Annotated in this window: 16 protein-coding genes; 4 read left to right on the top strand and 12 right to left on the bottom strand. The window is 69.0% G+C overall.

All coding sequences use genetic code 11. The annotated features are described in order from the left end of the window. Nucleotides 1–37: 37 nt before the first annotated feature. Nucleotides 38–508: a cache domain-containing protein gene (locus tag WG902_RS13220; protein ID WP_340060554.1), complete on the bottom strand. Its 471-nt coding sequence runs from the start codon at nucleotides 506–508 to the stop codon at nucleotides 38–40. Between the two features lie 217 nt (nucleotides 509–725). After that, nucleotides 726–1,190, bottom strand: a complete 465-nt coding sequence (locus tag WG902_RS13215) for a hypothetical protein (protein WP_340060553.1) — start codon at nucleotides 1,188–1,190, stop codon at nucleotides 726–728. 235 nt (nucleotides 1,191–1,425) lie between these two features. Between WG902_RS13215 and WG902_RS13210 the strand changes: the two genes are divergently transcribed. Further along, nucleotides 1,426–1,680 carry a DUF6139 family protein gene (locus WG902_RS13210; RefSeq protein ID WP_340060552.1) on the top strand — a complete coding sequence of 85 codons (255 nt, stop codon included), beginning with the start codon at nucleotides 1,426–1,428 and terminating at the stop codon, nucleotides 1,678–1,680. A 21-nt stretch (nucleotides 1,681–1,701) separates the two neighbouring features. Here the strand turns inward: WG902_RS13210 and WG902_RS13205 are convergent, their stop codons facing one another. Genes WG902_RS13205 through WG902_RS13195 form a run of 3 tightly spaced genes read right to left on the bottom strand, consistent with a single transcriptional unit; the run spans nucleotide 1,702 to nucleotide 7,474 of the window. Further along, nucleotides 1,702–3,084 carry an efflux transporter outer membrane subunit gene (locus WG902_RS13205; protein WP_340060551.1) on the bottom strand — a complete coding sequence of 461 codons (1,383 nt, stop codon included), beginning with the start codon at nucleotides 3,082–3,084 and terminating at the stop codon, nucleotides 1,702–1,704. 8 nt (nucleotides 3,085–3,092) lie between these two features. Beyond that, the gene (locus WG902_RS13200; protein ID WP_340060550.1) at nucleotides 3,093–6,263 is read right to left on the bottom strand and encodes an efflux RND transporter permease subunit; all 3,171 of its coding nucleotides are present in this window, start codon (nucleotides 6,261–6,263) and stop codon (nucleotides 3,093–3,095) included. 11 nt (nucleotides 6,264–6,274) lie between these two features. Continuing rightward, nucleotides 6,275–7,474 carry an efflux RND transporter periplasmic adaptor subunit gene (locus WG902_RS13195; RefSeq protein WP_340060549.1) on the bottom strand — a complete coding sequence of 400 codons (1,200 nt, stop codon included), beginning with the start codon at nucleotides 7,472–7,474 and terminating at the stop codon, nucleotides 6,275–6,277. A gap of 102 nt (nucleotides 7,475–7,576) precedes the next feature. Here WG902_RS13195 and WG902_RS13190 point away from each other — a divergent pair, with 102 nt between their 5' ends. Then, the gene (locus WG902_RS13190) at nucleotides 7,577–8,194 is read left to right on the top strand and encodes a TetR family transcriptional regulator (protein ID WP_340060548.1); all 618 of its coding nucleotides are present in this window, start codon (nucleotides 7,577–7,579) and stop codon (nucleotides 8,192–8,194) included. Between the two features lie 19 nt (nucleotides 8,195–8,213). Here WG902_RS13190 and WG902_RS13185 read toward each other — a convergent pair whose 3' ends face one another. Beyond that, nucleotides 8,214–8,708, bottom strand: a complete 495-nt coding sequence (locus tag WG902_RS13185; protein ID WP_340060547.1) for a hypothetical protein — start codon at nucleotides 8,706–8,708, stop codon at nucleotides 8,214–8,216. Nucleotides 8,709–8,840: 132 nt separating this feature from the next. Here WG902_RS13185 and WG902_RS13180 point away from each other — a divergent pair, with 132 nt between their 5' ends. Next, nucleotides 8,841–9,020: a hypothetical protein gene (locus WG902_RS13180; protein WP_340060546.1), complete on the top strand. Its 180-nt coding sequence runs from the start codon at nucleotides 8,841–8,843 to the stop codon at nucleotides 9,018–9,020. A gap of 99 nt (nucleotides 9,021–9,119) precedes the next feature. Then, a complete protein-coding gene (locus WG902_RS13175; RefSeq protein WP_340060545.1) occupies nucleotides 9,120–9,635 on the top strand; it encodes a cupin domain-containing protein in 516 nt (171 codons plus the stop codon). Between the two features lie 16 nt (nucleotides 9,636–9,651). Here WG902_RS13175 and WG902_RS13170 read toward each other — a convergent pair whose 3' ends face one another. The 6 genes from WG902_RS13170 to WG902_RS13145 form a co-directional block, all read right to left on the bottom strand. After that, nucleotides 9,652–10,281 (bottom strand): GDSL-type esterase/lipase family protein, encoded by a 630-nt coding sequence (locus WG902_RS13170; protein ID WP_340060896.1) that lies wholly within the window; start codon nucleotides 10,279–10,281, stop codon nucleotides 9,652–9,654. Next, nucleotides 10,281–11,249, bottom strand: coding sequence for a Bug family tripartite tricarboxylate transporter substrate binding protein (locus WG902_RS13165; RefSeq protein WP_340060544.1), 969 nt, complete (start codon nucleotides 11,247–11,249; stop codon nucleotides 10,281–10,283). The genes WG902_RS13170 and WG902_RS13165 overlap by 1 nt, the downstream gene beginning before the upstream one ends. Nucleotides 11,250–11,299: 50 nt before the next feature. Next, complete coding sequence (locus WG902_RS13160; RefSeq protein WP_340060543.1) at nucleotides 11,300–11,923, bottom strand: papain-like cysteine protease family protein; 624 nt, start codon at nucleotides 11,921–11,923, stop codon at nucleotides 11,300–11,302. Nucleotides 11,924–12,042: 119 nt separating this feature from the next. Next, complete coding sequence (locus tag WG902_RS13155) at nucleotides 12,043–12,315, bottom strand: YkvA family protein (RefSeq protein ID WP_340060542.1); 273 nt, start codon at nucleotides 12,313–12,315, stop codon at nucleotides 12,043–12,045. A 410-nt stretch (nucleotides 12,316–12,725) separates the two neighbouring features. Beyond that, nucleotides 12,726–13,043: an AtuA-related protein gene (locus WG902_RS13150; protein ID WP_340060541.1), complete on the bottom strand. Its 318-nt coding sequence runs from the start codon at nucleotides 13,041–13,043 to the stop codon at nucleotides 12,726–12,728. Between the two features lie 11 nt (nucleotides 13,044–13,054). After that, complete coding sequence (locus WG902_RS13145; RefSeq protein WP_340060540.1) at nucleotides 13,055–14,395, bottom strand: acyclic terpene utilization AtuA family protein; 1,341 nt, start codon at nucleotides 14,393–14,395, stop codon at nucleotides 13,055–13,057. Nucleotides 14,396–14,402: the final 7 nt, after the last annotated feature.

Raw genomic sequence — 14,402 nt, 5'->3', positions numbered from 1 at the left:
CGGAATCGAAGAGGCGGGCCGGAGCCCGCCCCTGGTCTTACACCGGCTTGTAGATGCCGCCGCAGACGATCAACGCGTCCGCCTTCTCGCAGTACATCTGCTTCGGCTCGATCTTCTTGTTCACCGGGTTCAGGAAGGTGAAGTCCTGCCAGAAGACCGACTTGGTCTTGGCCAGCTCCATCCGCTCGCGGATGTGCTCCTTGCCGTTGGCATCGCGCAGGTCGATCATGTTCTTGCCGACGAACTTGGCGTTGGCGCCATGGGCCAGCGCGGTGCCATCCATCTGGTAGACGGTGATGTAGAGCTCGCGGTCGACCCAGGCGCCCTTCGGGTCGGTCATGTCCGCCAGCACCTTGTCGCGCGGACCGGCCTTGATGGCCATCACGCCCTTCTTGACCATCGTTTCCGCTTCCTTGGGCGTCACACGCTTTTCCTCGGCCATTGCGACCGAAGCGCCGAGTGCAGTGCCGAGCACCAGGGCGGCTGCCGCCGCAATCGTCTTGTTCACGTTCATCTCCTCATGCTTGCCGGATGGGCCGGCGCCCTTGCCCCTGCGGGCGAACTATTTGCTGACGAGCATGCCAGCGGTTCGAAGCTGTTGCAATCGTGAAGATTGGTAACTGGTCGGTTTCCGCGCAATTTCTGCTCCGGGAGGCCGCGCCGATCCGCTCGTCGTCCTTGCGCTACCGCCTGGTTCGCTAATCGCGTCGTACTTCCCCCACAACTCAATTGGCCTTGACGTTCTTGACGGCGGTGGCGCGCACTGCGGCCGCGGCGCTGCGTGGCTTGGAAGGCTGCATGACGGTCAGCGGGAAGTCCGGCATGGCGCGGGCGGTCGTGGTGCTGTTGCGCACTAGCGTGTTCCATTGGTCGAGATCCGAGGGCATGACGTCCCACTGCTTGCCGTACAGCACGGGGCCGTAGGCATGCAGGAACAAGGTGATCCGCGCGGAATCGACGTCGCCCCTCTTGGCCAGGGCCATGAACTGCCCGAAGGCGACGGACGTTCGGCCGGCCCGGAAGGTCTGGACGGCCTCGGCATATTCGAGCTCCGCCAGGGTCGCCGCGGGACCGGCCGTGGCCGGCATCGACCGGCCGCCCACCACGGCGACGAAGGCCACGGCCATCGCGACGCGCCACGGGCTGCGCATGAAGTTGGACGGGATCCGGGCTGCGTAGAGGTTCGCCATGTCGGTCTCTTTGTGAGAAGTGTTGCAAGAAGTATCGAGGTCTGGCTGACCTGCCAGCAACACCGCTGGGACCCCGCGTCCGCACCGTTCATCCCGGGTTTTGACGCATCCGTGCAACTTCCGACATGGGCGCGGCGTTTTCCGGGCCGCGCGCCGCCCGGGTCGGACCCGGTCGCGTCCTACGGCAGGCAAGGCGGCCGCCTACCAGAATGGCCGGACCAACTGGAGACAACGCATGCACGTGGACATCTACCGGCGGCCCGAAGCGCAGAACAAGTTCAGCTACCTCATCGTGCCCGCCGGGCAGCCGATCCCCGAGGAGGCCACCAACGTGGACTGGCAAGCGCGCCAGCAGGGGGTGAACGTCGACGAGTCGCAGGAGCACCTGCATCCCTACGAGATCGACAACCCGCGCCGGCAGATCGACGAGAAGGGTTACGCCATCACCGGTGTCATGCACCAGGTCGCCGCGGGGGACAACGCTCCCTGACGCCTTGCGGCCGTGCCGTCGCTACTGGGCTGGAACCGCGTCGCTCCAGCCCCCACCCAGCGAGCGGTACAACTGCACCTGGTTCTGCAACCGCGCGAGCCGCGCCTGCACCAGCGCCTGCTGGGTGATGAACAGCGAACGCTGTGCATCCAGCAGGTCCAGGTAGTTCGCGATCCCGTTTTCGTAACGCAACCGCGAGAGCCGGAAGCGCGCGGCCTCCGCCTCCACCTGGCGCGCTTGCGCGGCGACCTGGTCGCCGAACGTGGCGCGGCCTGCCAGCGCATCGGAGACGTCGCGAAAGGCCTGCTGGATCGCGCGCTCGTATTGCGCGAGCGCGATGTCGCGCAAGGCCTGCGCCGACGCGAGCCCGGCGCGATTGCGTCCCGAATCGAAGATCGGCTGCAGCAGGGACGGCGCGATCGTGTAGCCCCAGGCGCCCCCCGAGAACAACCCCGAGAGCTCGTTGCTCGCCGTGCCGATGCCCGCCGTCAGCGAGATGCGCGGAAAGAAGGCCGCGCGCGCCGCGCCGATGTTGGCGTTCGCGGCGATCAATTGCTGCTCGGCCTGGCGCACGTCCGGCCGCCGCACCAGCACCTCCGACGGCAAGCCTGCCGGCACGTCGGGCAGGTGCACGCCTTCCGTGGTGATGCCGACCTGGAATTCAGGTGACACGCCCTCCCCCAGCAACAACGCCAGCGCGTTGAGATCGAGCGCGCGCTGCCGCTGCAGCTGCGCCAGCGTCGCGCGCGCGCCTTCCGCCAGGGACCGCGCCAGGCTGACGTCGATTTCGGACGACGCCCCGGCCTCGAAGCGCAGGCGCGTGAGGCGCAATGATTCCTCCCGCGTCGCCAGCGTCTCGCGCGTCAGGGTCAGCAGTTCCTCGTCGGCCGCCAGGCTCAGCCAGGTGTTGGCGACACTGGCGATCAGCGCAATCTGCGCTGCCTTGCGGCCCTCCTCGGTGGCCAGGTACTGGGCCAGGGCGGCCTGGCTGAGGCTGGCGATGCGGCCGAAGAAGTCGATCTCCCACGCGCTGATGCCCAGGTTCACGGACAGCGTCGTGGCCTGCTGGCCAGTCAGTGGATTGGGCGCGCGGGAGGCGGTGGCGCCCACGCCCAGGGTTGGAAACCGGTCGGCGTCGCGGATGTCGTATTGCGCGCGCGCCTGCGCGATGTTCAGCACCGCCACGCGCAGGTCGCGGTTGTTGCGCAGCGCCCGCTCGATCAGCGCGCGCGGGGTGGGGTCGGTGAAGAACTGGTCCCAGCCCAGGTCGGTGGCGGGAATGCCGTCCGTGGCGCTCGGGTAGGGAAAGGCTTGCGGCACCGGCGCCTCGGGACGCTCGTACGTCGGCATCATGGAACAGCCCGCGGCCAGCAGCGCCGCGGCCAGGGAAGTGAGGAGCCTCATGCGGTATCTCATGTCGGATCTCCGGCCGTCGCGCCGGATGGCATCTCGTGGTGGTGGTGGGATTGCGCCTGCAGCTTGCGCTGCCGCTCGCTGCCCTTGAAATAGCCTCGCACCACGACGAAGAAGATGGGAACGAAGAAGATGGCCAGGCCGGTGCCCGTCAGCATGCCGCCGATCACGCCGGTGCCGATGGCGCGCTGGCTGGCGGAGCCGGCGCCGGTGGCGATGGCCAGCGGCAGCACGCCCAGGCCGAAGGCCATCGACGTCATGATGATCGGGCGGAAGCGCAGGTGCGCCGCGGCCAGCGCCGACTCGATCACGCCCTTGCCCTGCGCCTGCAGGTCCTTGGCGAATTCGATGATCAGGATGGCGTTCTTCGCCGACAGGCCGATGATGGTGATCAGCCCCACCTGGAAGTACACGTCGTTGGCGTAGCCGCGCAACAGCGTCGCCAGCAGCACGCCCAGCACGCCCAGCGGAACCACCAGGATCACCGCCAGCGGGATCGACCAGCTTTCATACAACGCCGCCAGGCACAGGAACACGGCCAGGATGGCGAAGCCGTAGAGGATCAGCGCCTGCGCGCCGGCGAGCTTCTCCTCGCGCGACTGCCCGGTCCATTCGTAGCCGAAGCCCTGCGGCAGCTGCCCTGCCAGCCGCTCCATCTCCGCCATGGCCGCACCCGTGCTGAAGCCGGGTGCGGGCGCGCCGGAGATGCGCATCGCCGGATAGCCGTTGTAGCGCACCGTCTGCATGGCGCCATTGACCCAGCGCGTGGTGGCGAACGACGACAGCGGCACCGGCTTGCCCTGGTTGCTCAGCGTGTTCAGCCGCAGCAGGTCCTCCGGTTGCATGCGTGCCGGCGCGTCGGCCTGCACCACCACCCGCTGCAGGCGGCCGCGGTTGGGAAAATCGTTCACGTAGGAGGATCCGAGCGCGGTGGACAGGGTGGCGTTGATCGCGTCGAATCCGACGCCCAGCGCCTGCGCCTTGTCGCGGTCGATGTCCAGCTGCAGCTGCGGCGCGTCTTCCAGCCCGTCGGGGCGCACTTGCGTCAGCACCTTGCTCTGCGCCGCCAGCCCCAGCAGCTGGTTGCGCGCCGCGATCAATGCCTCACGGCCGTTGCCGCCGCGGTCCTGCAGCCGGAACGTGACTCCGGAAGCCGTGCCCAGTTCAGGGATCGGGGGCGGGCTGAGCGGGAAGATGAACGCATCCCGGATGCCGGACAGCGCGCCGAACGCGCGGCCGGCCAGTGACTGCGCCGATTGCGCCTCGTCCTCGCGCTGGTCCCAGTCCTTCAGCGTGACAAAGGCGAGTGCCGCGTTCTGGCCCTGGCCCGAGAAGGAAAAGCCGAGCACGCTCACCATGCTCTGCACCTCGGGCTGCTTGAGCACCCATGCTTCCACCTGCTCCATCACCTTGCTGGTGCGCTCCACGGTGGCGCCCGGCGGCAGCTGGATGTTCACCAGCATGTTGCCCTGGTCCTCCTGCGGCAGGAAGGACGTCGGCAGCCGCGTGTAGATCAGCGCCGCGACGCCGGCGATCACGCCGTACAGGATCAGGTAGCGCGGCGCGCGCCGCAGCATCCGCGCGACCAGGCCCTCGTAGCCCTTCGCCGTGCGGCGGAAGCCGCGGTTGAAGGCGCCGAAGAAGCCGCGCTTCTCGTGGTGGCCGGCGTCCACCGGCTTGAGCAGCGTCGCGCACAGCGCCGGCGTCAGCGACAGCGCCATGAAGGCGGAGAAACCGATGGATGCCACCATCACCGCGGCGAACTGGCGGTAGATGTTGCCGGTGGAACCGGCGAAGAACGCCAGCGGCACGAACACCGAGATCAGCACCACGGTCACGCCGATGATGGCCCCGGAGATCTGCCCCATCGCCTTGCGCGTGGCCTCGCGCGGCGGCAAGCCTTCCTCGGTCATGATCCGCTCGACGTTCTCCACCACCACGATGGCGTCGTCCACCACGATGCCGATGACCAGCACCATCCCGAACATCGTCAGCACGTTGATCGAGAAACCCAGCGCCAGCAGCGCCGCGAAGGTGCCGAGCAGCGCCACCGGCACGACGAGCGTGGGAATGATCGTGTAGCGCCAGTTCTGCAGGAACAGGAACATCACCAGGAACACCAGCGCCACGGCTTCGAGCAGCGTCACCACCACCTGCGAGATGGAGATGCGCACGAAGCGCGAGCTGTCGTACGGAATCTCCCACTTCACGCCGGCGGGAAAGTACGGGGCCAGCTCGCCCATGCGCTTGCGGATGGCCGTGGCCGTCTCCAGCGCGTTGCCGCCGGGGGCGAGCTGCACGCCGATGCCGGTGGACGGCCTGCCGTTCAGGCGCGCCGCGGTCGCGTAGTTCTGCGCGTTCAATTCGACCCGCGCCACGTCGCGCAGGCGCACGGTGGAGCCGTCGGGGCTGGCGCGCAGCACCACGTTCTGGAACTGTTCCACCGTGGCGAGCTGGCCGTTCACCACCACCGTCGCGGCGATGCCCTGCCCAGCGACGTTCGGCTGCTCACCGATGGAGCCGGAGGAGACTTGCGCGTTCTGCGCGCGGATGGCCGCGGTCACCTCCGCCGCCGACATGTTGTAGCCGACCAGCTTTTCCGGATCGATCCACACGCGCATGGCCGCTTCGGTGCCGAACAGCTGCGCCTGGCCCACGCCGGGCACGCGCTGGATCTCCGGCAGCACGCTGCGCGAGGCGTAGTCGCCCAGGTCCACCGGCGTGATCTTCGGATCGTCGGAAGAAAGGATGGTGAACAGCAGGAAGTTGGAACGGGACTTGTCGACCCGCACGCCTTGTTGCGTGACGGCGGCCGGCAGGCGCGGCGACGCCCGGGAGAGGCGGTTCTGCACGTCCACTTGCGCCAGGTCGGCGTTGGTGCCGGGCTGGAAGCTCAGCGTGATCTGGCCGCTGCCGTTGGCCTGCGTCACGGACTCCATGTAGATGAGGCCGGGCGATCCGTTCATCTCCTGCTCGATGACGCTGATGACGCTTTCCTCCAGCGTGCGGGCGGAAGCGCCGGGATAGGCGGCGGACACCACGATCGCGGGCGGCGCCACCGGCGGATATTGGGAGATGGGCAACTGGGTGATCGCCACGGCGCCCAGCACGATGATGAACAACGCGATCACCCACGCGAAGATGGGTCGGTCGATGAAGAACTTGGCCATGCGTCAGCGCCTCAGCTCTTCGCCTGGGATGACGCGCTCGCCGGTGCGGCGGGCGTGGCCGACCAGGGCACCGCCTTGACCGGCGCCCCGGGACGCAGCTTCTGGAAGCCGTCCACCATCACCTGCTCGCCCGGCTGCAGGCCGCCGAGCACCACCCATTTGCCGTTCTGCGAACCACCCACCTTGATGGGCCGCGGCGCCACCTTGCCATCGCTCGCCACCACCATCACCGTGTCGCCTTGCGGCGAGCGCGTCACCGCCTGTTGCGGCAGCAGCATGGCGTTCGACGCCTTGGCCTGCTCCAGCCGCACCCGCACGTACATGCCGGGCAGCAGCATCGCCTTCGGGTTCGGGACTTCGGCGCGCAGCGTCACCTGGCCGGTGGCCTGGTCGACGCTGAGGTCGGCGAAGAGCAGCTTGCCTGGCTGCGGGTGCTCGGTGCCGTCCTCCAGGATGACGCGCACCTGCGCACCGTCCCTGCCGGCGCGTTGCAGGCGGCCCTGCTCGAGCGAGCGGCGCAGGTTCATCACCTCGCCGACCGGTTGCGTGAAGTTCACGTACAGCGGGTCGATCTGCTGCACCAGGGCCAGCGGCGTCGCTTCGCCCTGCCCCACCAGGGCGCCTTCGGTGACGAGCGAGCGCCCGATGCGGCCGGAAATCGGGGCCGTCACCGAGGCATAGCCCAGGTTGATCTCGGACGTACGCACCGCCGCGCGGGCAGCGGCGACGTCCGCCTCGGCCTGCTTCTGCCCAGCCACTGCGTTGGCGTATTCCTGCTTGCTGATGGCGTTGGCTTCCACCAGCGGCCCGTAGCGCTGCGCCAGCGCGGTGGCGGCGACGACGTTGGCCTGCGCGCGCGCCAGCTGGGCCAGCGCACTCGCATTGGCCGCCGCGTAGGGTGCGGCATCGATGCGGTAGAGCGGCTGCCCGGCGCGCACGTCGCTGCCCTCCTGGAACAGGCGCTGTTGCACGATGCCCGCGGCCCGCGCGCGCACCTGCGCCACGCGGGAGGGCTCCAGGCGGCCGGGCAGTTCGGTCACGAGCCCGACGTCACCGGTCGCGACCGTGACGACCCCGACTTCCGGGGGAGGCGGCGCGGCGGCGGTCTGGGCCGGCGTCGTGCCGGAACCCTTTCCGCAAGCAGCCAGGACGGCGCAAAGCAGGATGGAAGCAACAGTCCATGCAGGAACGTGCGGCATGCGAGCAGCCATGGAATTTGGTCGTTTGAAGGTGGGTAGGCGGGCCCCGGAGCCGGCGGACCGCGGAAGACCCGCAGTATATACATACAACAGTGAATGTATACTGATGGGGTCATGGTCCGCCGCTCCAAGGAAGACGCCCTCGCCACGCGACAGCAGCTGCTGGACGCGGCGGAGCATGTGTTCCTGGCCCAGGGCGTGGCCGGGACCTCGCTGAACGACATCGCCGTGGCCGCGGGCACGACCCGAGGCGCCATCTACTGGCACTTCAAGGACAAGGCCGACCTCTTCAACGCCATGATGGACCGGGTCGCGCTGCCGCTGCAGCAGGCGCTGGCGCTGGTGGAGGGCGCGCATGACGAGGACCCGCTGCCCGGCCTGAAGAAGGCGCTGCGCTCCGCATTGCGGCAGACCGTCACCGATCCCCAGACCCGCCGGGTCTTCGAAGTCGCGACGCACATGGTCGAATACGTGGACAGCCTGTGCGCGGTGCGCGAACGCCACCTGCAGATGCGCGAACTGTGGACGCAGCGCTTCCGGCAGGTGCTGCTCAGGAGCGCCGCCGCGCGCGGAGTGCGGCTGGCCATCCCCTCGTCGGCGGCCGCGCACGGCCTGCATGCGCTGGTGGACGGCCTGGTGCAGAACTGGCTGCTGGAGCCCGGGGCCTTCGACCTGGAAGCCACCGGCATCAAAGCCGTGGACGCCTTCCTGCGCGGTGTCGGTCTGGAGTAGGCAAGCCGCCTGGTCGAATCTAGGGCTTTGCCTTGTCGAGTCCCGCCTTCCGCTCGGCCGCCGCTTCCCTTTCCGCCGCGCGCATGCTGTCGACTTTCTCCACCTTCGCCAGGCGGATGGCCGCCTCGCGCGCGGACTTGGCGGTGTTGACACAGCGGTCCTTGGTGCCGCCCTTGAGGTCGTTGCACTTCTCCCGGGCCACGTCGTATTCGGCATGCGCCTTGACGTTGCGCGCCTCCTGCACGCTGTCCGGGCTGGGCTCGTAGTCCGCTTCCAGCTCCGCTTTCGCGATCTTCTCGCGCGCCTTCGCCTCCTTGGCGCAGAGCTCCGCTGCGCGTCCTTTGTGGGTTTCGCATGCCTTGCGCTCGCTGCGGGCGGCGGCCGCGATCTTCGCTTCGGCGGCCTTGAAAGCCTGCTTGCTCATCGCGGGCGCCTCGGCCGCTCCCCAGGCGGGGCTGGCCAGGAGCGTGATCGCTGCGAGGCGGGCGAGCTGACGTCGGAGGCGGTGGGTCATGGGTGGAGTGTAGTAATGCACGAAAAGGGTTCGTATGCGAGACAAGCGGTCATGGAACGGTGCCCGGCCGGTGTTGTAACTACAAGTATCCGGAAACACACTTCCTGACACACCTTCCCTGAGGAGCGAACGATGACCAGTCACTTCAAAACCGATGCCTGTCAGATGCGCGCTGCTTACCTGCGCTCCCTGCTGGACGCCTGGTTCCAGTCTGCCGTTCGCGGGGCGAATGCCCTGCGCGCTTGCTTCAAGGCACCCATGGAGCCGATGGGACAGCGCCGCATCGCCGCAAGTTCCTGGGGCAAGCTGTAATTTGAAGTGCGGCCTCCAGGGGCCGCAGACGCCTCCATCGGCCACTGCGCCCGGCGTTCCTGGCGCACTGCAAGCGCGCAACGGGTGTACGCTGGCGTCATGAGCCACGAGCCGCACGACCACGGTCGACACCACGAACACGACCCCGCCAACGAGGCAAAGTGGAAGCACGATGGCGTGCGGGTCATTGCCGCCAACCAGCTTGACCCCAACACGGCGCAAACACCCGGCATGGACCGCAAGGCCGCCATCAATTTCGCGCGCGTCGGGGCGCAGAAGCTGTGGGCCGGCACCGTCACCATCCATGCCAACGCGAAAACGGGCGCCCACCACCATGGGCACCTCGAGAGCGTCATCTACGTGGTCAAGGGACGGGCGCGCATGCGCTGGGGCGAGCAGCTCGAGTTCACCGCGGAGGCAGGGCCCGGGGACTTCATCTACGTGCCGCCCTATGTGCCGCACCAGGAGATCAACGCCAGCGCCACCGAGGTGCTGGAGTGCGTGCTGTGCCGAAGCGACGGGCAGGCTGTCGCCGTGAACCTGGACATCGAGCCGATCGAAAAGCCGGAACAGGTGCTGTGGGTCGATCCCACGCATCCGCACGGCGGCGTCTGAGACCCCAGCGTCGGCCTCAGCCCGCCAACAGTCCCAGTTCACGCAGCCGCTGCGCCAGCCCCGTCGCAAAGGCCTCGTAGCCCTGCGCGTTGGCATGGATGGCATCGGAGCGCAGGGCGGGGTCGCTCAGCACCCTGGACCAGCCGCCCGCATGCAGCGGCAGCTTCAGCTCCGCAGCCAGCTCCTCGTACATCGCGTGGTCGCCCAGCGAGCGAGCGGCGGCGGCAAGCGCGCTGGCTTCCGGAATGCCGACCAGCAGGACCTGCGCGCCCGCCTCGCGTGCCTGCTTGCAGATGCTGCGGATGTTGGCGCGCGTGCTGTCGGGCGGCATGCGGCGCAGGAAGTCGTTGCCACCGATGCTGACCAGCACGAGGGCCGGGCTGTGCTGTTGCAGCAATTCCGGCAGGCGCGCCAGTGCCGCGGCGGACGTGTCGCCCGGTACGCCGGCATTGACCACGTTCCAGCCGGTCAGCCCGGCGAGCACGGCCGGATAACTGCCTTGCGGCGATGCGCCGGTCCCGAAGGTGATGGAGTCGCCGAGCGCCAGCACGGTGGCGCCGGCGGGCAGGGATGCCAACCGGGCCTTGCGGCTGCAGGCAGGCAGCGCGGCGGCAAGCGCTGCGGCCAGGAAGCCGCGGCGCAGCATCACTGCGGTTCGATCTTCGCGTCCTTGATCGCCTTGGCCCACTTGGCCGTTTCGAGCCGGGTGCGCTGGGCCAGCGACTCCGGCGTGCCGGGTTCGACGGTGAAGCCGATCGGCGCGAACTTCTCCTGCAGTTCCTTGCTGCTGGCCGCGGTGTTCACGGCCTGGTTCAGCTTCGCCACCATCTCCGGCGGCGTGCCGGCCGGCGCGAAGACCGCGAAGTAGGCGATCAGTTCGTAGTCCTTGATGCCCAGCGCTTCGTTCACCGTGGGCAGTTCCGGGATCGCCGGCGAACGCTGCGTGGACGTGACCGCCAGCCCACGGATCTTGCCGCCCTTGACCTGCGGCAGCATCACCGCGAAGTCCGCGGTGAACATCATCACCTGGCCGCCGATCAGGTCGGTCATCGCCGCCGGGCCGCTCTTGTACGGCACGTTGGTCATCTGGATGCCGGCCATGCTGGCGAGCATCTCGGACGACACCAGCTGCGAAGTGCTGGCGCTGGCGAACGTCACGTTGCCGGGCTTGGCCTTGGCCAGCGCCACGAACTCGCGCAGGTTCTTCGCCGGCACGTCGTTGTTCACGGCCACGATCAGCGGAACCGAGCCCATGTACGCCACCGGCGCGAACGCCGTGTCCTGGTTGTAGGGCAGCTGCTTCATCAGGCTTTTCAGCGCGGCGTTCGTGCTGTTGGTGCCGATGAGGATGGTGTATCCGTCGGGCGTGGCCTTCGCCACATCCGCTGCGCCGAGCATGCCGTTCACGCCGGGCTTGTTCTCGATGATGATGGGCTGGCCGAGGGTCTTGGCCATTTCATTGGCGAAGGCGCGGCCGATCTGGTCGGTGGCGCTGCCGGGCGCAAACGGCACGATCGCCTTGATCGGCTTGTTCGGATAGGCCTGCGCGAAGGCGGGCGAGGACAACAGGGATGCGGCCGCGACGACGGCCAGTGACAGGAAGGTACGGCGCAAGATGGTCTCCAGGGTTTCGGCCCGGATTGTAGGGCGGCCCCGCAGACCCCCTAGCGCCACGCCACCGGCATCACCTCGACGCTGGCCAGCAAGGCCACGTCGAGCTCGTCGCCGGCCAGTGGACGCAGGCCGACGCCCGGGCTGGGGTCGATCACGGTTGCCCCCTTGATGCGCAGCCAGGGACCACGCTCCTCATAGGCGATGCCGACCACCACCACCGCGTGCCCGTTGCTGGAGAGAATCAGCGGATGCTCCCGGGCCAGGCTGGAGATCAGCAGAGTCGCGCTGGCCGGAAGGGTCGCGCCGGGGTCCGCCACCTGGTGGCGGATGGAGGCCCGCAACAGCTCGCCGTTGCTGGACCAGTCGCGCTGGAGGGCGGCCAGCAGTTGGTGCGTCGGCATGCCGCGGTTCGCAAGCTCGCCATGGGTCTGGGCCACGATCTGCTCCTGCGGCAGTGCATGGCCGTAGCGTGCGAACACCATGGAAACGGCGGCAGCCCAGCACCAGCGCGAACGCTCCTGTGTCTGCAGCATGCGCCGCGTCAGCGGCTGCGCGATCGCTGCACGGCATTCCCGCCAGCCGGACGCCACGGGCTCGGTGCAGTGCACTTCGGCACGCGCGCTGCCGGCGCTTGCCAGGCAAAGCAAGAGGACAAGGCGCAGTGCGTTCTGCATGGAGCGCAGGTTAAGCCTCGCCTCGCACGTCAACGTAGGACAACTGCTCAGCTTGCGCGCGTTCGTCGGATGGCCGCCGGCACGGCCGAGCAGCGACGGTCAGCGACGGTCAGCGACGGTCAGCGACGGCGCGTGGCCGTAGCCGCCGCGACGTGCGGCGGCAGCCGCTTGAGCATCCAGCGGATGGCCAGCGGCACCAGCACGATGTCGTCGAGCGCGCCGATGAAGGGCAGGAAGTCCGGCACCAGGTCGATCGGCGACAGCACGTACAGGGCCAGCAGTCCGGTGCCCAGCTTCAGCCAGCCGGGTGACCCCGGGTGGCGCAGGGCCGCCCACAGTTGCCGCGCATCGCCTCGCACCACCGTCCACAGCAGGGTCACACGCTTGAGCATCGCGGCATTCCTCCGACAGCGCCCCCGGGATGGGGTGCAGCGCGGTACATGGGACCGGCGCGGCGCCCTGCAAGAGCCAGCGCGCCGGCGTTACATTGCGCGGTCGCTCACGAGCCGAACAACGGTGAAATTCCACGTCCGAAAGCGCGCTGCCGCGATGGCCTTGCTGCTGATGGCCTTCTGCCTGCTGGCGTTCGCGTCCGCTCGCGCTGGGCCTGGCTGCGCAGCGGGTGGCCCGAGCTGGTGTTCGAGGGCGAATGCGACAACGTCGACGCCCGCTGGCTCGGACCGCGCCGCCTGGTGATCGAATGCGAGCTGCGTTCGGGCGAGCCGCGGCTGTTGCAGCCGCTGCTGCGCGACGTGATGATCGAGCTGGTGGTGCAGCGCCGCTTCGCCGGGCAGCCGCTGCCTCAGTCGCGCCGCACCGTCATCGCCAGCAAGTGGAACGACAGCGCCTTGCCGTGGGCGTCGAGGTTGAGCGAATCGTTGACGCCACCGTCGAGCACGTCGTCCAGCACGAAATTCATGGCGCCGAGTTTCGGCAACACGTAGCGCTGCACGCCCGACGGGTTGCGATGCGCGAAGTGCCGCGCGACCGCCTGCGCCGTCACCTGCTCCACCAGCAGCGCGAAGTCTTCCGCGCGATACGCGATCAGGCTGATGTTGATGCGGTTGCCCTTGTCGCCGGTGCGCGCGTGCGCGAGGTCGTAAAGGGGAATCTCTGGCATGGGCGGCGTCCTCAGACGAGTTCGAAACGCGCCGGCGCCAGCTCGCGCGGCAGCAGGCAGGAGCGGCTGGACAGGCGCTGTCGCTTGCTGCCGCGCGCGCCGCCGCCGCCGGCCGGCCCGCAAGTCCACAATGCCGTCACCTCGCGCAGCAGGCGATCGATCGCGGCCTGCGATGCGTCCCGTGCGGCCACGCGCAGGCGCACGTCGGTGGCCGCCCCGCGCGCATGCGCAGCGAGCAGGCGGTTGCCGTCGTCGCCGAGGATGCTGGTGACGCCGATCAGGTCGCAGCGCAACGCCAGCCCGCCGCCCAGCCGCTTGCGCAGCACGTCCAGCGCCAGCCGCGCGCGCGCTTCGGCGTTCGGTCCTGCATACGAGATCTCCGCTTCGCCCAGCCAGCCGCCGTCGAAGAAGGCCAGCGCCTTGAGCGTCGGCGTGCGCGGGTGGCCCTTCACGCCGGCCAGCCGGACGCGGTCGGGACCCACCTGCGTGACGCTGGCCTGCGTGATGTCAGCCACGACGTCGGGCGTCAGGTAGCCGGCGGGGTCGTGCACTTCGTACAGCAGCTGTTCCTTGACCGTGCGGCAGTCGACCACGCCGCCGGTACCTCCGGCCTTGGTGACCACGCAACTGCCATCGGCGTCGATCTCCGCGATCGGAAAGCCGACGTCCTCCAGCCCCGGCACGTCCTTGCGGCCCGGATCGGCGAAATAACCGCCGGTGACCTGCGCGCCACATTCCAGCAGGTGGCCCGCCATGGTGCCGCCGGCGAGCGCGTCCCAGTCGTCCGCGGCCCAGCCGTGGTGCGCCAGCGCGGGCCCGAGCACCAGCGATGGGTCCGCGACACGGCCGGTCACCACCACTTGCGCGCCGGCGCGGATCGCCGCGGCGATCTCCATCGCGCCCTGGTACGCGTTGGCGCAGACGAAGCGCTCCGCATCGAAGCCGCCGTCGAGGTGCGCGCGCATCAGCGCCTGGCCGCGCTCGTCGGAAAGATCGTCGCCCTCCACCACCGCGACGCGCGGCACCGGCAGCTTCAGCCGGACTGCCAGGCGGCGGACCACGTCCGCCGCGCCGCGCGGATTGGCGGCGCCGAAGTTGCCGACGATGGTGATGCCATGCCGCAGGCAATCGGCCAGCACCGGCTCGAGTTCCTGCACCAGCGCGGGCTCGTAGCCCAGTTGCGGATCGGCGCGGCGCGCCAGGTGTTGCAGCGCCAGCGTGCGCTCGGCCAGGTTCTCGAAGATCAGCGCCGCCGGGCCGCCGCGCTCCACCAGCGTGCGCACCACCGGTGCGGCGGCGTCCACGCGGTCACCCGAAAAACCGGCGCCGCAACCTATCGCTATCGCTGCCATGGGAACC

This window comes from Ramlibacter sp. PS3R-8 (genome assembly GCF_037572435.1).
Taxonomy (GTDB): domain Bacteria; phylum Pseudomonadota; class Gammaproteobacteria; order Burkholderiales; family Burkholderiaceae_C; genus Ramlibacter.
Note: the sequence above shows the minus strand (reverse complement) of the source record. Positions and strands in the feature narration are given on the sequence as shown.